Source organism: Azospira sp. APE16 (genome assembly GCF_047901315.1).
Lineage (GTDB): Bacteria > Pseudomonadota > Gammaproteobacteria > Burkholderiales > Rhodocyclaceae > Azospira > Azospira oryzae.
On sequence record NZ_CP179682.1, the window covers coordinates 3,601,158 to 3,618,566 of the forward strand.

The window sequence follows — 17,409 nt, forward strand, 5'->3', positions numbered from 1 at the left end:
CCATGACGCTCAACACAACGGACTACCTGGAGTATTACCTGACCCTGGTCGGGTGGATCGTCAGCAACGGCATCTGGAACATCCTCGTGGCCAGCGGCGTATTCGCGCTGCCCTTCGTGGTCATGGTGGTGCAGGAATGGCTGCGCGCGCGGGCCGAGGGTGCGGACGAGGGCAACAAGGGGGTGCTGTCATCGATGCGCATCGAGAACCGCGTGTGGGTGGCGATCGTCGTCATCCTGTTCGCCGGCATCCCCTTCATTCCGGTCGACCTCAGCACCATCAAGTTCGACACGACGCGCTCCGCGCAATGCCAGGTCAGCGTCCCGCAGCCCACCGACACGGGCTGGTCGAACGCCTACACCACGCTCAACAACCAGAGCGCGCTGGTGCCGGTGTGGTGGTTCTTCATGCACGCCATCTCGAAGGCGGTGGCGGGCGGCGCGGTGGCGGCCATCCCCTGCGGGACGGATCTGCGTCAGATGCGCATGGGCGTGGATGCCACGCGCATCGATGACCCGGTGCTGGCCCAGGAGGTCGGCGACTTCGTGCATGACTGCTACGGCCCCTCGCGCGCCAAGCTGTTCATGTCTCGGCCCACGCTCTCCGACGAGCAGATGAATGACGTGACCTGGATCGGTTCGAGCTACTTCCTGAACAACGCGGGCTTCTACGACACCTACCACTCGAACACGCCACGCACGGCCTGGCCCTACGACGCGACGCGCGATGCGGGGCTGGCCCAGGTGGATAGCGGCGGGGGCTACCCCACGTGCCGGCAGTGGTGGTCGGACGGCGGCAGCGGCCTGCGCGCGCGCCTGCTGGCCCAGGTCGATCCCGACCTGCTGACGCGCATCGGCCGCTGGGCGGGCTTCCTGTCGCAGAGCGAGGTGAACGACTCGGTGATCCGCGCCGTGGTCTCGCCGCGGCAGCAGAAGATGAACCAGGGCTCGGTCTACACCGACTACGGCGGCCAGATCGAGAAGACGCTGCCCAACGTCGTGACGCGCGGCGCCGGCGACCTGGGGCTGACCATGGGCTCGCTGGGCTTCTTTCCGGCGATGGACGTGGTACGCCAGGCGCTGCCGATGGTGCTGTCGCTGCTCAAGATGGCGCTGGTGATCTGCATCCCGCTGGTGCTGGTCTTCGGCACCTACGAGCTGAAGGCGCTGGTCGCGGTGAGCTGCGTGCAGTTCGCGCTGTTCTTCGTGGACTTCTGGTTCCAGCTCGCGCGCTGGCTGGACAGCACGATCCTCGACGCGCTCTACGGCTGGGGGTTCGGCGCGAACCGGCCGCACAGCAACTTCGATCCGCTGATCGGCCTGAACAACGCCTTCGGCGACATGCTGCTGAACTTCGTCATGGCGACGATGTTCATCGTGCTGCCTACCTTCTGGGTGGCTGCGCTGGGCTGGGTAGGCGTGCGCGCGGGAACGGCAATTCAAGGGCTGGCGGCAGGGGTGCGGGTGTCGCTATGAAAGCAGCGAAGTAACGCCTCTAGGCTTGCTCGTCTTCTGGATCGTGGGGGTCGATCCGGTAATCGTCATGGGTGTAGAGGCCGTACCCGGCAGGGCCGTATCGCCATTCCGGCTTGTGTTCCTCGTCGTAGCTCCCATCGTCGTTGCGGACTACCCAGGCGCCGACCAGCGCGAACGCAAGCAGCAGTGCCAGCCAGAACGCGGTGTAGAGCAGGACACCGATCGCAGCGAGCTTGACGGCCAGCAGCGCGGCCTTGGCAATGCCAGGCGCCCATCCCCGCGCGAGCAGCCAGCCCTGCGCCCGCCGATCCAGACGCGCGCAGCCTCTCCACGCCCGGCCCAGTGTCCGGCCGAGGCGTTCTGCGAAGGTGGTCTGTGCGGCGGTCTTCATGGTGGCTACCTCATGTTCATCCTGTCGTGTGGCTGTGATCCCTGTCCGTGTCGCGATTGAAACCTGTGCTGTTCTTCAACCGCGGTCTAGTCCTTGTCTGCTGCGCGCCAGTCGGCCTGGCTTGCGGCCACCAGCGCCGCCCAATCGTCCGGCGGGTTGCCGCGTCCCAACATCTTCTCGAACACCGCATAGGGGTCGGACTTGCTGCCCGCCGACCGCAAGGTCTGCTCGTCGTTGACCCAGGCGAACACGATCGCCTTGGCCTTGGAGTCGTAGCGGAAGAACAGCCGGAACCGCCTCCCGATCTTCGCGCGCCGCCAGTGCCGGTAGGCCGGCCCCAAGGTGTTGCCCTGGCGGAATTCGTCGCGCGCAGGATCGCTCGGCACGACATCCATGATCAACTGGCTCAACGCCCGGAACAGCTTGACGTTGGCGTTGCTCTCGAACCCCTGCGGGTCGTTCTGTTCGGCCCGTTCCGCGGCCGCGTGCAGCTTGCGCAACTGCTCGATCACGCCCTCATGGAACAGGAGCGTCCAACCGTGCCGCTGCATCAGAGCGCCACTTCGCCTTCGATGTCTTCATCGAGGTTCACCGCGTGGTGCGCGTTGGCCAGCATGGCCCGCGCCAGATCGTCCGGCAGGGACTGGACGTGCCGTCCGGCCCGGATGTCCGCTTCCAGCAGCCCCAGGAAGGCGCCGATGGCCGGGTCTTCATGGTCGGCGTCGGCGCGGGTCACGACGACTTCGCCGCCGCGCAGGTCGAACGCCACCTTGCCGCCGGTGTCCACGCCCAGCGCTTGCCGGATGGACTTGGGCAGCGTGATCTGACCCTTGGAGGTCAGCGTCGCGACTTCGTGGATTTCGGGCATGGCGGCACTCCTGATGGCAATGCCTGGATAGTAAGGAAATTTCCTTACCTTGTCAATCTGGGTGTGCATGGTGCTCCGTCAGGTCGATGAAACGGCTCCATCGTACGGGCGGCACAGCCAGCCTTCCCGCATCAATCCGACTTGGGCCAAACCCGCATTGGTTGTGGTTCGGCAGGCGTCGTTGCCCTATATCCAAAGGTTTCCGTAAAGGCCAAAGGGCTGGGGAAGGGGCAAGGGAATGGGGCCAAGGGGAAAGGCCCTACCCGAAAAGGCCAAAAGGCTCTCCCGACCGGCCCGCCGTCCGGGGTTCGCCATGCTCTCGCTGTTCCAACGCAAACGGGTGCCACCTGCCGCCAGTGCGCCACCGCCCAAACCTCCCGCCGAGCCCGGCAAAGGGCTGATGCGGCCGGAGCCGGCCGCATCGCTGCTGGCGATGCCGCGCCGGCAGAAGCTGCTGGAACACATCTGGCAGCGCACCTCGCTGTCGCGCCGGCAGTTCGCCACGCTGTACCTCGCCCCGCTGGAACGCTACGCCGAGCTGGTCCAGCAATTCCCCGCGTCGGAGGCCCATCACCACGCCTATCCGGGCGGCATGCTGGACCACGGCCTGGAGATCGTCGCCTACGCGCTCAAGCTGCGGCAGTCGCATCTGCTGCCCGCCGGCGCCACGCCGGAGGCGCAAGCCGCCCAGGCCGAGGCCTGGACCGCAGGCACCGCCTATGCGGCGCTGCTGCACGACATCGGCAAGATCGCGGTCGACCTGCACGTCGAGTACGCGGACGGCACGGTCTGGCATCCCTGGCACGGCCCGCTGCGGCGGCCGTACCGCTTCCGCTACCGCAGGGAGCGCGAATACCGGCTGCACAGCGCCGCCACCGGGCTGCTCTACGCCCGGCTGCTCGATCCGGGCATCTTCGACTGGCTCGCCGACTACCCCGACCTGTGGGCCGCGCTGCTGTACGTCCTGGCCGGCCAGTACGAGCACGCCGGCATGCTCGGCGAACTGGTCGTGCAGGCGGACCAGGCATCCGTCGCCCAGGAACTCGGCGGCGATCCGAGCAAGGCCCTGGCAGCGCCCCGGCACGCACTGCAGCGCAAGCTGCTCGATGGCCTGCGCTACCTCCTGAAGGAAGAATTCAAGCTGAACCAGCCCCAGGCCTCGGATGGCTGGCTGACCCAGGACGCGCTCTGGCTGGTGAGCAAGACCGTCTCGGACAAGCTGCGCGCGCATCTGCTGTCGCAGGGCATCGACGGCATCCCGGCCAGCAACACGGCGGTGTTCAACGTGCTGCAGGATCAGGGCATCGCCTTGGCCACACCGGACGGCAAGGCGATCTGGAAGGCCACCGTCACCAGCGATGCCGGCTGGTCGCACAGCTTCACCTTCCTGAAACTGTCTCCGGCCATGGTCTGGGATGCGGCCGACCGGCCGGCGCCGTTCGCGGGTCGCGTGCAGGCCGACGAGGAACAAGGGGCGCCGACGCCACAGGCACCGGCATCCGAACCGCCAGGCTTGGAAGGCGCCGACACGGCGCCACCAAGCATCGCGCCGACCGTCCCTATGCCCACCGACAACGGCGTGGCTGCGCTGCTCGATCTGCTGAGTGACACGGCCCCACCCGTAGCGCCGGAGGCCCCGAGCGAACCCGAGCCTGCCTCGCCACCGGCGCCTACGGTGCTGCCGCAGATAAGCCTCGCGCCATTTCAGGATCGGCCGGAGCCATCCGGCGAGCATTTCATGGCCTGGCTGCGTCAGGGCATCCAGACGCACAAGCTCATCGTCAACGACGCCAAAGCCTTGGTGCACAGCGTCGCCGGAACGGCCTACCTGGTGAGCCCCGGCGTCTTCCAGCGCTATGCGCAGGAACATCTGCAAATCGCCGCACTGGCGAAACCGGAGAACCTGGAGGGATGGCAGTGGGTGCAGAAGCATTTCGAGAAGCTAGGCCTGCACCGCAAGCAAGCCAGCGGGCTGAATGTCTGGACCTGCGAAGTCACAGGGCCGCGCAAATCCAGGCGACTGCACGGCTACCTGCTGAGCGCTCCCGAAGCGCTGTTCCAGGAAATGCCTCCGGACAATCCATACCTGCGCCTCCTCGCCGAGGCCGTAAAGCGCGAAAATTCAGCCGCCGGTAATAAGAACGACAACGAACAGGGGTAGACAAGGAGCCACGGCGCGGGCCGGCTTCAGTCCGCTGATTTAGGCGGAGCCGTCTCTGCCAGCTTGGCTTCAGTCAGCGCCATCAAGTGGGCAGAACTGCATTTCAGCGCACGGGCGATTTTGAGAATGAGGGGGAGCGTGGGGACATGCTCGCCACGCTCGATCTTTCCCATGTGCGAACGCTCGATTCCTGACAGATGAGCCAGCGTTTCCTGGGCGATGCCTTGACTGGTTCTTTCTTCGCGCACGGAGGCCCCAAACGCGATGGCTGGTTCCGCTTCGTAGGTTGTTGTGCCGGTGAGCTGGCCTCTTTGAATCGAACGCTTTTGCATTGCCAAAAGCGTCGAGGATTGACACGATATAAACCACGTTAAACTTAACTCAAGAGAAGCGACTTCATCGGTCGCCGCGAGTTCACTGCCTGGGGGAACTGGACGTGAAATCGAGCGATGCCTCCACTGAAATCCGGGGGGCTGTGCTCGGCGAGTGGGTGCCTTCACCGCTTGCCGACTTGCTGGCGTTGCAGCGCGCCGAAGAGCCAGAGACCGCCACCGCCTTGATCGGATGCAGTGCCACAGCGCAGGCGCAGGAACTGCCGCACGATAACTTTGACTTGGCCCTGTCCACAGCCGCCTGGGAGTGGCCAGGCTGAGTGTGCGAGCCGTTGTGGCATGACTCGCTGGCAGTCGCCGTCGCCAAGCGCTCGCACCTGCTGTCCTACCGTGAAGTGCCTCGCCAAGAGCTGCTCAAGCAGCCGTTGATCTGCGCGCAGTCAACGGCCGACGAGCCGTGGCGCGCGGTGGCGCATGGCCTGGTCGAGGATGCACCGCAGGGCCATGAGCAGACCGTCAGCACCTTCGACATGGCGATGACGCTCGTCTCCGCGGGCTACGGCATTGCCGTCGCACCCGCCGCGAGACTGACCTGCTACCTGCGTCGCGGCATCGCCGCGCGGCCATTGGCTGGCGCACCCATCATCGTGATGGCCTACCTGCTTCGCCCGTCCTCGTCCTTGACCGAGCCCCAGGAAAGATTCGCCCGCCGCGCGCGCTCCGTGTCCTGAGACAGGGGCGCGCACTGCTGGGCGCTGGCGCGCTACGCAAACGCCACCTGCAGCGGGGACCACTCGCTTTCCTTCACCGTCGTGCTCACCGCCATGATGATCTTGTCGAGATTTGTGGCACTGACGCTTTCCAGGGCCGAGCGGCCGCGCAGCTTCGCGCGCGGCTGCAGGAGCGCGTTGTAGATCTGCCAAGGGTCGGCGCCCCTGGTCAGCTTGAGGACCGCCTGGATCAGCGCGTGCTTGACCGGATCGAGATGCCAATCCGGCACGCGCTGACCACGGTTGCCCAGGTTCAGCGCCAGCAGGTTGCCGGCCTTGATCTCGTAGCTGATCCACCGGCGGGACTTGCCCGCCATCTTCGCGTACTCGGCGACTGGCAGGTTGTGCGGTGCCTCGAAGACATCGACCAGTTCCATCCGCTGGCGCTGTATGTCGGACAGCGGTTCCTCCATGACGGAACGCGGCAACGGCACTGCGGGCAGCCGATGCGTCTCGGCTGACACCAGTGGCATCGCGTCTCCCGGCCTGGTCACGATCAGGAGCGGCGCCGACGCGGCCGCTGGTTTGGGTGGCGCACTCGCGGCTTCCTGATCCGAGAGGACGGGCACGCCCTCCAAATGAATGGTGAGCGGCATGCTCGCTGCCTCGACTATGTTCTGCTCGAAGAGATCGAGCCGGTCGGCCCAATCCTGCATCATCCGCCGCCGCTGCTCGACGTACTCGGCGTGGTTGTAGGTGGCACTGACCTTGTTGGGATCGACGTGCGAGAGTTGCGCGTCCACCCACACCTTCGGGTAGCCGATCTCGTTGAGCGCGGTGGACATCGTGCCCCGGATGCCGTGCCCGGTCAGCAGGTCGCGATAGCCCATGCGCTTGAGCGCGCCGTTGAGCGTGTTCTCGCTCATGCGCTTCTTCAACTCGCTGTCGTGGCGGAACAGATAGTGCTGGGCCGGTTTGAGCTGTTCGAGCAGGTGCCGGACGATCTCGATGGCCTGCACCGACAGCGGCACGATGTAGGGTGGAATGTCCTTGGGCAACTGGCGCTTCCTGCGCATGTCCACCTGGAGCTGCTTCACGACCTCGGGCGGGATGATCCAGAGGCCCCGATCGAGGTCGAACTGATCCGGCGTCGCCAGGCGCAGCTCGCCCGTGCGCACGCCGGTGAATAGCAGCAGCCGCAGACCGAGCTGGGTCTGCAGCCGGCCACGATACTTGCGCAGGCGCTGCAACAGCTTCGGCAACTCGGCCATGCGCAGGAACGGGTTGTGGTTCACCGGGGGCAGCGGCAGCGCCACCACGTCGAGGTCGGAAGCCGGGTTCTGCTCCAGGCCCGGCACGACCACCAGCGCGTAGCGGAACATCTGGTTGAACCACGTCCTGACTTTCTCGGCGACGGAGAGCGCCTTGCGCCGCTCGATCCTGGCGATCACTTCCAGCAGGTCAGGGCGTTTGATGTCGTAGATCGAGCGCTTGCCCAGCAAGGGCAGCACATCCTTGGCGAAGACGCGAGGGAGGATCGAGAGGGTGGTCTGCCGGCCCTTCTTGAGGCCGAGTTCGCGGTGGGCAAGCCACTTCTTGTAGATCGCCTCGAAGGTGTTTCACCGGCGAGTTTGACCGCGGCGCGCTTTTGCTTGCGGTGAAGGCGCGGGTTGATGTCCTTGGCCACCAAGGCGCGCGCCTCGTCACGCAGGGCGCGTGCCTCACGAAGGGAGACCTCGGGATAGGTGCCCAGCGACATGCGCTTGGGCTCCTTCATCCAGTAGTAACGGAAGTGCCAGCTCTTGCTGCCCGTGGCCGTCACGGCCAGGGAGAGACCATCGATGTCTGGAAGTGTGTAGGCCTTGCCGGTGGCTTTGGCTTGGCGGACCACCAAGTCTGAGAGTGCCATGCTCTAGCTCCTGAACATGAGTCAGGAACCAGATGCTTAACCCATCGACCTCAGCGCCCTAGCAACAATCCGGAAGCCGTCGTGCCCGCAAAAATGGACACAAAAATGGACATAAACGTCGTGGCTTCAGGTGGATTTCCGTGGAGCCCACTGGAACATCGAGGTGTCGAAAACTCAACCAGAATCAACGACTTACGATGCCTCTTGGACTTCCTCAGAATTCCCTGGAACGATGCAGTGGAGCGGGCGATGGGAATCGAACCCACGGCTCTAGTCGGGTAAGGAGGTGACCTCGCGGCCACCCCCTCCCCTAAGAACCGTACGTGCAAGTTTCCCTGCATACGGCTCAAGCAACCCTTAAACACCCCTACTGAAACATAGAGATGCCGGCAGGGCCGTAGTTCTCAAGTACGTGGTGTTGCCTGTGACAATTCGGATGTAGCAGAACCAGATTGGTTAGCTTGTCCGAACCCCGTTCAGATCGTTTGATTATGTGGTGAAGGTGCCACCCAGTATCTCTCGTGATCCTTTGCTTGCATATGGGGCATGAGCCTTCCTGCCACCACCACAAGAAACGAAGCTTGCGGCGCCCCTCGAGTGTCTTGTCCATCTTCTGTGCCAGCCGTTTGGAAAAGTACTCGTCACACATTGGGTCGTATGGATTTGCTTCACCTTTGATCTTGGTATGGGGCCGTTTCCGGTACTCCACCAAGTTCGGGAGCAGCTTGTCCTTATCCGCAAATCGCCAATTGCGCCCCTTGAGGCACTTGAAGTAACGCTGTTTGATCCACCGCCTACCTTTTTGGGGATGACGACGGCACGCCCAGCGCCACAGTGCTTGCCAGATTTGATGATCACATCTTGCAAACGTCTGGGATGCCATTTGACTTCGATGATAGTTGGCCCAACCCCTGATAACAGGGCTCAGCTTTTCGATCACTTCTGTTTGTGAGGCTCCCTTCCGTTCACGCAGCAGGTTGCGGATTTTCCCCAGAAACGCTTTGACATTCTTCTTCGATGGTTGAGTAAACAACATTCGATTGAAATGCCTGACGTTCCACCCCAAGAAGTCGAAGCCCTCCGTCACGTGAGTGATTTTGGTTTTCTTCTCCGAGAGGATGAGGCCCCGAGTGGCTAGGAATTTCTCCACCAGAGGTTTGACCTTCTCTTCCAGGTACTCCTTCGAGCTACCGGTGATAATGAAGTCGTCCGCGTATCGCACTAGATTGACTTTGGCTTCACGACTATCTCGCACTGTTCTAAACAGCTTGGTCAGTTCGTGTTGCAGCCCATCCAGTGCCAGATTCGCCAAAACCGGGGAAATGATGCCTCCCTGTGGCGTCCCTGCTTGCGTCGGGAAGAGTTTTCCCGTTTCGATGAACCCTGCTTTCAACCACTTCCGAAGGATGCCTTTGTCCATACAGACATTGGCAACCAGCCAGTCGTGGCTGATGTTGTCAAAACAACCTTTGATGTCCCCCTCCAGCACCCATTGCGGGGAAGCTTTTCGTCCAAGCACATTGCGTACTTGTTCGATGGCATCCGCAGTGGAGCGCTCACGTCTAAAACCGTATGAATGGGGATCACCGATGGTTTCGGCTACAGGATCCAGCGCCAGTAAGTGCAGCGCTTGCATCGCACGATCGCGCATAGTGGGTATGCCCAGAGGGCGTTTGTCACCATTTGCTTTCGGGATATAGATGCGACGTAGAGGTAGCGGCCGGTATCTCCTACTGCCGAGATCGACTACCGCGTTCCACTTCGCGTCCGGCGTGTCCCAGGTTTGCTTATCCACCCCAGGAGTTTTCCGGCCTTGATTCTCCGTCACCCTTTTCACAGCCAGAGCTTTCGCCCCGGTGGATTTGGTTAGGAGTCGTTGCAGGGCGCGAACCTTCCGCCATTCCCCTGCTTTTGCTGCCTTCGCAATTCTTGCCTGTAGCCTCGCGACAACTTGATAAGCCTTGACCCATGAAACATCGTGCCAAGACTGCCAAGCTGTGGAGGCGACATCACAATCGTGTTGACTTGCGTCCATATCAACCTCCGGTTGAATGGAGCGGGTGAAGGGAATCGAACCCTCGTATGCAGCTTGGGAAGCTGCCGTTCTACCATTGAACTACACCCGCTCTGTCCCGGAAGGGATAGACGCACTTCTCCCCAGGCCGGGGATTGTACATCATTCCCGCCGGGTGCGATTTACAGACCCGTCTTGCGACAGATCACCAGATGGAAGTCAGCACGCTTTCGCGTCAGGGCAATCGTTTCATCCCCTATCCCCACCATTACAGTGAGGCATTCGCTTTTTCCATCATCCTCTACCCACTACAGCAGCAGATAACCTTGCGATCATCCTTGTCTGCCAAATTGGCCAGACGCTGTGTTGGGCTTACCTCGTTCCATATAAGTAACAGAGTTGGGAAGGTTCCGCTTTTTCGCCGGTGATACTACGTCAGCGTGCCTGCACCAAGCAGACAGACATCCGATCACATGCCGTTTTGGCAGGGCCCGATACTGCAAGTTGTGTTTGGCCCATCAAGCTTGACGACGTTTATTAGCGGTTCACTTACGTTAACCAACCAACTCAGCCTAGCGCCTCATCCGGGTACAACTCCCGAAATCACGCCAGGCCCCTCGCGGGGTATGACGTACCCCTTAAGGTGGCTACATTGTCGGAGCGCTTAGCACCTCACCGTTACCAGTGACGCACCGCTCTTAGGCTACCGAGGGCTGAACCCCGGGTCCCGTACTCTCATTGCTAGAGTGGGACAATTACTCATACGGCCTTCGCCGTTCCTCACCGCAATGGTTCGGATTTGGTACTGCTGCGTTTTGCACAAACCCCACCGCAATGGTGGTGATCCCGCAATGGGATCGGCGTGGTGCAAGGCTACAGCTCACCTTCGACTCGAGTCGCACGCTTGGGAAGCTAGGGTATTACCATTATACGACGCCCGCTCGGGCTGATTTGGCGGCTCCGGGAGCGGAACCGAGGTGGCATTCTACGCCGCCGCCTGCCGCAGGGGCAACCGGCGGGGTACGAAACTCAATCGGCCAGGCGGCGGTAGCGGCCGCCCTGGAAGACGAGGGGGGGCTGGGCCGGGTCCTGGGCGAAGCGTTCGACCTGGCCGATGAAGATGAGGTGGTCGCCGCCAGCATGGCGGGCGACGTTGGCGCATTCGAAGCTGGCGCAGGTGCCGGCCAGTACCGGGGCGCCGCCCAGGCCGGGCTGCCAGGCAACGCCATCGAACTTGTCTTCGAGGCGGGAGGCGAAGCGGTTGGAGACTTCTTCCTGCTTCGCTGCCAGCACGTTCACGGCGAAGTGGGAGGCACTCTCGAAGATGCCCAGGCTGGGGGAGTTGGCGGAGAGGCTCCACAGCACCAGGGGCGGCTCCAGGGAGACGGAATTGAAGGAGCTGACGGTGAGGCCCACCGGGGTGCCGTCGGCAGCCATGGCGGTGACCACGGTGACGCCGGTGGCGAAGCCGCCCAGGGCGTTGCGGAAGGCGCGGCAGTCGAAGGGGGCCGGAGTGGCGGCGGCGTCGCTGTCGCAGGTGTTGCAGGGCAGGTCGAGGGCGGAGTTTTGGCTGGAAGTCATGAAGTCGTCGGAGGCGGGCTGCGTGCTAACATGCGCGGACTTTTTGCCGTCCGGGGTGGCGCCGCTGTGGCGGTCTGCCCCTGCAATGCCCTTATTTTCAAGGAAGTGATGCTATGAGAATCGGAACGCCCCTCTCCCCTTCGGCCACCAAGGTGATGCTGCTGGGGGCGGGAGAACTGGGCAAGGAGGTGATTATCGCCTTGCAGCGCCTGGGTGTCGAGGTCATCGCCGTGGACCGCTACGCCGATGCGCCGGGCATGCAGGTGGCCCACCGTTCCCACGTCATTTCCATGACCGACGGGGCCGCCCTGCGCCGCCTCATCGAGCTGGAGAAGCCCCATCTGGTGGTGCCGGAGATCGAGGCCATCGCCACCGACACCCTGGTGGAGATCGAGGCCGAGGGCCTGGCCCAGGTCATTCCCACGGCCCGGGCCGCCAAGCTGACCATGAACCGGGAAGGCATCCGCCGCCTGGCCGCCGAGGAACTGGGCTTGCCCACCTCACCCTACCGCTTCGCCGACTCCCTGGCCGAGCTGCAGGCCGCCATCGACGGCACGGGGGAGGAGAAGGGCATCGGCTATCCCTGCGTGGTCAAGCCGGTGATGTCCTCCTCCGGCAAGGGCCAGTCCCTGCTGAAGGGCCCCGCCGACGTGGAGAAGGCCTGGAACCATGCCCAGGCCGGCGGCCGGGTGCAGCAGTCCCGGGTCATCGTCGAGGGCTTCGTCAAGTTCGACTACGAGATCACCCAGCTCACCGTGCGCGCCGTGGGCAGCTCGGGCCAGGTGGAGACCTTCTTCTGCGAACCCATCGGCCACATCCAGGTGGACGGCGACTATGTGGAGTCCTGGCAGCCCCAGCCCATGAGCGAGGCGGCCCGGGAGAAGTCCCGGGAGATCGCCGAGAAGGTCACCAGCAACCTGGGCGGCCGCGGCATCTTCGGCGTCGAGCTGTTCATCAAGGGCGACCAGGTGTGGTTCTCCGAAGTCAGCCCGCGCCCCCACGACACGGGCCTGGTGACCCTGACCAGCCAGCGCCTCTCCGAATTCGAACTGCACGCCCGGGCCATCCTGGGCCTGCCGGTGGATGCCAGCCTGCGCACTCCCGGCGCCTCCGCCGTCATCTATGGCGGCCTGGAGGAACAGGGCGTGGCCTATGAAGGCGTGGCCGAGGCCCTGCAGGTGCCCACCGCCGACCTGCGTCTGTTCGGCAAGCCCGAGAGCTTCAAGAAGCGCCGCATGGGCGTGGCCCTGGCCACCGGCGGCAGCATCGAACAGGCCCGGCAGCGGGCCAGCCTGGCCGCCAGCCGGGTGACGCCGGTTTCCGGCAAGCCCGCCACCAAGAAATAAGCGGGCCGTAACGCAATGGATACGGGCCAGTGGCTGCTCCCTACCCTGGGGGCCGCACTGGCCCTTCTTCTTGGCCGTGCCGGCCTGCACTGGGCCATCCGGCGCGGTCTGCAGGCACCCATGGTCCCGGAGCTAGGCAGTCCGGGCGACCTGGGCCTGCCCTTTCGTGAGTGCGCCATCGCCGGGCCCCGGGGCAAGCGCCTCTTCGCCTGGATGATTCCCGCCGCCACTGCCGCCGCCCCCACGGTGGCGGTGCTGCACGGCTGGGGCGGCAACGCGGAAATGATGCTGCCCCTGGCGGCGCCCCTGCACCGGGCCGGCTACGCCGTGCTGCTGCTCGACACCCGCAGCCACGGCCGCAGCGAGGCCGACACTTTCGCCTCCCTGCCCCGCTTCGCCGAAGACCTGGAAGCGGCCCTGGACTGGCTGCCCGGCCAACCGGAGGCGGATGGCCGGCGCCTGGCGGTGCTCGGCCATTCCGTCGGTGCCGGCGCCGCCCTGCTGGTGGCTTCCCGCCGCGACGGCCTGGCCGCCGCCGTCAGCGTCGCCGCCTTCGCCCACCCGGCGGCCATGATGCGGCGCTGGCTGCGGGCCCTGCACATCCCCTACCTGCCCCTGGGCTGGTACATCCTGCGTTATGTGGAGCGGACCATCGGCCACCGCTTCGATGCCATCGCCCCCATGCGCAGCATCGCCCGGGCCCGCTGCCCGGTGCTGCTGGTCCATGGCGACGCCGACGACACCGTGCCCCTGGCCGAAGCCCGGGCCATCCTCGCCGCCCGGGGCGACACCGCGGCCGAGCTGCTGGTGGTGCCCGGCAGCCACGACAGCTACGGCGAGGTGGAGGAGCAGATGCCCCGGCTGCTGGAATTCCTGGCCGCCCATCTCCATCCGGGCGAAGCGGGGCCGGCGGCTCCCGGCGCCAGTTAGTCCGTCAGCGCCCGGAAGATGCGCCGGTAGGCCTGGCGCATGGCTGCCAGGGCCTGGGGCCGGGGCTCCCGGCCGCTGTAGCTGACGATGTCGAAATAGCCCGTCAGTACATGCAGGTCCTCGGCCAGATCCGGGTAGCGGCGGTGCAGCTGGCGCCCATATTCCCGGGGGCCCTGGGCGGCGGCCCGGGGCTCGCCGTAGTAGGCGAAAAGCCGTTCGGCGGCATGGAAGTACTGGCGGATGCCGCGCCCCCCTGCCCCGTGGCGCCCGCCCAGGCCCAGGCGCAGATAATCGAGGCGGGTGCGCAGCCAGGCCAGCGGCCCCGTCTCCCGCGCCAGCAGCCAATAGGCCAGCACCAGGGCCAACAGCAGCAGCGCCAGCAGGATCTGGACCACTTCCTGCAGGTGCTCCTGCATCCATTGCTTGAAGCGCTCCCACCAGTCTTCCACCGCCTCGCAGGCCGGGGCCGTGGCCTGCGTCAGCTGCTCCAGCCAATCCGCCAGATGGTTGATGGCGCTGGCCTGCCACTCGGGCATGCCGGGCCGGCGGGCGGCCAGGCGCATTTCTCCGGGACCGGGCCAGGCGGAACGGAGCGGACCGGCCTCCCCGGCGCCGCCCCCGCCACTGCCGCCGGCTGCCCCATGGCCACCGCTGCCGCCCCCGGCGCCGCCGCCGGCCGGACTCTCGCCCAACTGCACCCCGCCGGGCAGACCGTGCTTCCAGGAGAGGTCGGCCCAGGAAACCTGGGGCGTGATGGCATAGAACAGGCCCGCCAACCCCAGGATCACCAGGGCGGCGGTCACCGCCGCCAGGCCCTGGCCGGCAACGCGGCCATCGCCCAGGGCCAGGGCCTGGACCTGGCGGGAGCGGCGATCCACCTGCTCCGCCACCAGGCTCAGCACCACCGCCAACACATAGGGCAGCAGATAGAAGAGCATGGTCCAGTCGGCCCGGTAGTGGGCGGCGGCAAACAGCACCAGCACCGCCGACACCAGCAGGCCCATGTAGAAATGGCGGCGGCTGACACTGATGCAGTTCTGCGCCGCCTGCATGCCGCACAGCAGGTAGAGTCCGCCCCGGGGCATGCCCCAGACGGGCAGGAGAATGAGGAAGAAGAGCACCCCGGCCATGACCAGCACCGCCTTCTGCCAGCCCCGGCCCAGCTCGCTGGCCACGCCCTGCTGGCGCCAGCCGAGGAACAGGGTCAGGCCGAACAGCAGGGCCCACAGCGTCACCTCGAAGCCGAAATGGCCGTACTGGATGTCGAGGAAGCAGTTGCACATGACCCCCAGGGTCAGGCAGGCGTACAGCCCCAGGTAGGCGGGGCCGTAGGTGAGGGGCGCGGGGGCGGCGGCAGGACGGGTCATGGATTGAACAGGGCCAGCAGATCATCGCCCCGGCGCACCGGCAGCACCCGGGCGCCCAGTTCCATGAGGCCGCCGGTCAGGCCGTCGCTGCCCCAGGCGGTGGCGCCGGTGAAGCTTTCGGGGACGAAGCGCAGGGCCAGCAGATGGGCGCCCCGCTGCCGCAGCTGGGCCAGGGCCCCCAACGTCGCCTGGCCGCCCCCGGGCACGGCCGGCTCGTTGTGGAAGCTGATCACGGTCTCCCCCGGCGTCAGGGCCGCGGCGGCCTGCTCCAGCACCTGGGCGTAGGGCGTGTCGCCGTCCGCCGCCACCACGGCGAGGGCATCCAGCATTTCCTGGAAGTGCAGTTCGCCGCAGCCGGCGGCGATCTCCAGGGGCTGCCGGCCGGCGCCCAGGAGCCGCACCGGCAGGCCGTTGCCGGTGGCGTAGCGGGCCAGGGAGGCAGCGATGCGCACCGCCACCTCGAAGCTGGAATCCCGGCCCCGGCCCAGTTCCAAGCCGGCCTGGCAATCCAGCACCAGGCACAGGCTGGCGGAGGCCAGGGGTTCGAATTCCCGCACCATCAGTTCGGCATTACGGGCGCTGCTGGGCCAGTGGATGTGGCGCGGGTTGTCGCCCCGGCGGTATTCCCGCAGGCCGCAGAACTCGCTGCTGCCGGCCCCCTCCGGCAACTGCAGGGCGCCCCGGTGGATCAGGGTGGGCGTGCCGCGCAGGGGCAGGGCGACGATGGGGAAGATCCGGGGATAGATGACCAGGGAGGTGAGCCCGGCGTTGCGCCCCTGGCGGGCCTCGGCCAGCCCCAGGGGAAAGCTGGAGGCCAGGCCCACCGGGCCGAGCTGGTAGCGGCCACGCTTTTCCGCCTGCAGGGTGACGCTGAACTGGCGCGTGCCGCCCCCCGGCACCCAGGCCACCTGGCCCAGCACCACCTCGGCCAGAGGCGCGCCAGCCGCCGCGCCGACGAAGGGCAGGCGGTCCACCAGTTCCACCATGAAGCGGGGCAGCAGGCCCCGGTTGTGCACCGTCACCGTCAGTTGCAACGGCTCGCCCTCGGCGGCCCGCACCGGGCCGCTGCGCTCCGCCGCCAGACGGCGCACCAGCCAGTGGGGCCAGACCACGCCGGCCGCCAGGGTGGCGAGGAACAGGGCGGCCACAGCCCACAGCAGGGCCTGCACCCGGTTGAGGGCGGCTATGTAGGCCACCAGGGTGAGACCGGCCAGAATCAGGGCGCGCCGGCGCCGCCCCAGCCAGCCGGCCAGGGGCCGGCCGTCGAACGCCAGGGGCAGGGGCGTCTCCGGCGCCCGGGAGTCGCTCATACGGGGGCCGGCACCTGGTTCAGGATGTCCGCCAGCACCGCTTCCGCATGGCGTCCCTGGGCAGCGGCCTGGGGCCGCAGGATGAGGCGGTGGGCCAGCACCGGCCGGGCCACCGTCTTCACCAGCTCCGGGCTGACGTAGTCGCGACCCTGCAACAGGGCCAGACCCTGGGCCGCCCGGCACAGGGCCAGGGTACCCCGGGGACTGGCGCCCAGGCGCAGGTCCGGATGGACCCGGGTGGCCGCCACCAGGCGGGCCACGTAGTCGGCCAGGGAATCTTCCACATGCACCTCGCTCACCGCCTGGCGCGCCGCCAGCAGTTCCGCCTCGCCGAGCACGGCCTGCAGCCGCTCGATGGGATGGCCGTGGGCCTGGGCGCGCAGGATGCGGGCTTCCTCCGCCGCACTGGGATAGCCGGTGGACAGGCGCATGAAGAAACGGTCCAGCTGGGCCTCGGGCAGCACGTAGGTGCCGGCCATCTCGATGGGGTTCTGGGTGGCCAGGACCATGAACACGGCTGGCAGGGGGTAGGTGTGGCCGTCCACGCTGACGTGGAATTCCTCCATGCACTCCAGCAGGGCCGACTGGGCCCGGGGCGTGGCCCGGTTGATTTCGTCGGCCAGGAGGATGTTGGTGAACACCGGGCCGGGGCGGAATTCGAATTCCGTGGTCTTCTGGTTGAACACCGGCACCCCGGTGACATCGGAGGGCAGCAGGTCCGGCGTGCATTGCAGGCGCTTGCAGTCGAGGGCCACGGACTTGGCCAGGGCCCGGGCCAGCATGGTCTTGCCGGTGCCCGGCACGTCCTCCAGCAGCAGGTGGCCGCGGCAGAGCAGGGTGACCACGGCCAGTTCGATCACCGGGCGCTTGCCGATGATCACTTGTTCCACGTTGTCGATGAGGGTCTGGATGGTCTGCATGAGGCGGCAGCGTTCATGTCGTTGGAATGGGCCGCAGTGTAGCCCGCCGGCATGGCCCCGGGCAATCCGGCGGCGGGCGGTAGAATGGCGCCCTT

General features: G+C 65.9%; 13 protein-coding genes, 1 tRNA gene and 2 pseudogenes. 5 read left to right on the plus strand and 11 right to left on the minus strand.

What is annotated here, in order from left to right; all coding sequences use genetic code 11:
- Nucleotides 1–2 precede the first annotated feature (2 nt).
- Complete coding sequence (locus ACLSSQ_RS17125) at nt 3–1,475, plus strand: conjugal transfer protein TraG N-terminal domain-containing protein (protein ID WP_416243343.1); 1,473 nt, start codon at nt 3–5, stop codon at nt 1,473–1,475.
- Nucleotides 1,476–1,494: 19 nt separating this feature from the next.
- On the opposite strand, the gene ACLSSQ_RS17130 is transcribed toward ACLSSQ_RS17125, so the two are convergent.
- The 3 genes from ACLSSQ_RS17130 to ACLSSQ_RS17140 all read right to left on the minus strand — a co-directional run bounded on the left by ACLSSQ_RS17130 (nt 1,495) and on the right by ACLSSQ_RS17140 (nt 2,734).
- Nucleotides 1,495–1,866, minus strand: a complete 372-nt coding sequence (locus ACLSSQ_RS17130) for a DUF3742 family protein (RefSeq protein WP_140222775.1) — start codon at nt 1,864–1,866, stop codon at nt 1,495–1,497.
- 86 nt (nt 1,867–1,952) lie between these two features.
- Nucleotides 1,953–2,417: a type II toxin-antitoxin system YhaV family toxin gene (locus ACLSSQ_RS17135; RefSeq protein ID WP_416243344.1), complete on the minus strand. Its 465-nt coding sequence runs from the start codon at nt 2,415–2,417 to the stop codon at nt 1,953–1,955.
- Nucleotides 2,417–2,734, minus strand: coding sequence for a type II toxin-antitoxin system PrlF family antitoxin (locus tag ACLSSQ_RS17140; RefSeq protein WP_003454724.1), 318 nt, complete (start codon nt 2,732–2,734; stop codon nt 2,417–2,419). Before ACLSSQ_RS17140 ends, ACLSSQ_RS17135 begins: the two co-directional genes overlap by 1 nt.
- A gap of 313 nt (nt 2,735–3,047) precedes the next feature.
- On the opposite strand from ACLSSQ_RS17140, the gene mobH reads away from it, so the two are divergent.
- Nucleotides 3,048–4,895 carry a MobH family relaxase gene (gene mobH / locus ACLSSQ_RS17145; protein WP_416243345.1) on the plus strand — a complete coding sequence of 616 codons (1,848 nt, stop codon included), beginning with the start codon at nt 3,048–3,050 and terminating at the stop codon, nt 4,893–4,895.
- A 26-nt stretch (nt 4,896–4,921) separates the two neighbouring features.
- Here mobH and ACLSSQ_RS17150 read toward each other — a convergent pair whose 3' ends face one another.
- The gene (locus ACLSSQ_RS17150; protein ID WP_416243346.1) at nt 4,922–5,227 is read right to left on the minus strand and encodes a helix-turn-helix domain-containing protein; all 306 of its coding nucleotides are present in this window, start codon (nt 5,225–5,227) and stop codon (nt 4,922–4,924) included.
- A 104-nt stretch (nt 5,228–5,331) separates the two neighbouring features.
- Between ACLSSQ_RS17150 and ACLSSQ_RS17155 the strand changes: the two are divergent.
- Nucleotides 5,332–5,958: pseudogene (locus tag ACLSSQ_RS17155) on the plus strand (LysR substrate-binding domain-containing protein).
- 32 nt (nt 5,959–5,990) lie between these two features.
- Here ACLSSQ_RS17155 and ACLSSQ_RS17160 read toward each other — a convergent pair.
- From ACLSSQ_RS17160 to ACLSSQ_RS17175, 4 genes and pseudogenes are all read right to left on the minus strand, one after another.
- Nucleotides 5,991–7,846: pseudogene (locus tag ACLSSQ_RS17160) on the minus strand (tyrosine-type recombinase/integrase).
- A gap of 367 nt (nt 7,847–8,213) precedes the next feature.
- Entirely contained in the window at nt 8,214–9,881 is a 1,668-nt protein-coding gene (gene ltrA / locus ACLSSQ_RS17165) for a group II intron reverse transcriptase/maturase (protein WP_152090287.1), read from the minus strand.
- A 17-nt stretch (nt 9,882–9,898) separates the two neighbouring features.
- Nucleotides 9,899–9,972, minus strand: a tRNA-Gly gene (locus tag ACLSSQ_RS17170).
- Nucleotides 9,973–10,889: 917 nt separating this feature from the next.
- A complete protein-coding gene (locus tag ACLSSQ_RS17175) occupies nt 10,890–11,441 on the minus strand; it encodes a flavin reductase family protein (RefSeq protein ID WP_416243347.1) in 552 nt (183 codons plus the stop codon).
- Between the two features lie 113 nt (nt 11,442–11,554).
- Between ACLSSQ_RS17175 and purT the strand changes: the two genes are divergently transcribed.
- Complete coding sequence (purT, locus tag ACLSSQ_RS17180; protein WP_205230646.1) at nt 11,555–12,787, plus strand: formate-dependent phosphoribosylglycinamide formyltransferase; 1,233 nt, start codon at nt 11,555–11,557, stop codon at nt 12,785–12,787.
- Between the two features lie 120 nt (nt 12,788–12,907).
- Entirely contained in the window at nt 12,908–13,717 is an 810-nt protein-coding gene (locus ACLSSQ_RS17185) for an alpha/beta hydrolase (protein WP_416243348.1), read from the plus strand.
- Here ACLSSQ_RS17185 and ACLSSQ_RS17190 read toward each other — a convergent pair.
- The 3 genes from ACLSSQ_RS17190 to ACLSSQ_RS17200 are packed head-to-tail and all read right to left on the minus strand — an operon-like array spanning nt 13,714 to nt 17,314.
- Nucleotides 13,714–15,084: a DUF4129 domain-containing protein gene (locus ACLSSQ_RS17190; RefSeq protein ID WP_416243349.1), complete on the minus strand. Its 1,371-nt coding sequence runs from the start codon at nt 15,082–15,084 to the stop codon at nt 13,714–13,716. The genes ACLSSQ_RS17185 and ACLSSQ_RS17190 overlap by 4 nt on opposite strands.
- Entirely contained in the window at nt 15,081–16,394 is a 1,314-nt protein-coding gene (locus ACLSSQ_RS17195) for a DUF58 domain-containing protein (protein ID WP_416243350.1), read from the minus strand. Before ACLSSQ_RS17195 ends, ACLSSQ_RS17190 begins: the two co-directional genes overlap by 4 nt.
- Nucleotides 16,391–17,314: an AAA family ATPase gene (locus tag ACLSSQ_RS17200; protein ID WP_416243351.1), complete on the minus strand. Its 924-nt coding sequence runs from the start codon at nt 17,312–17,314 to the stop codon at nt 16,391–16,393. Before ACLSSQ_RS17200 ends, ACLSSQ_RS17195 begins: the two co-directional genes overlap by 4 nt.
- Nucleotides 17,315–17,409 lie beyond the last annotated feature (95 nt).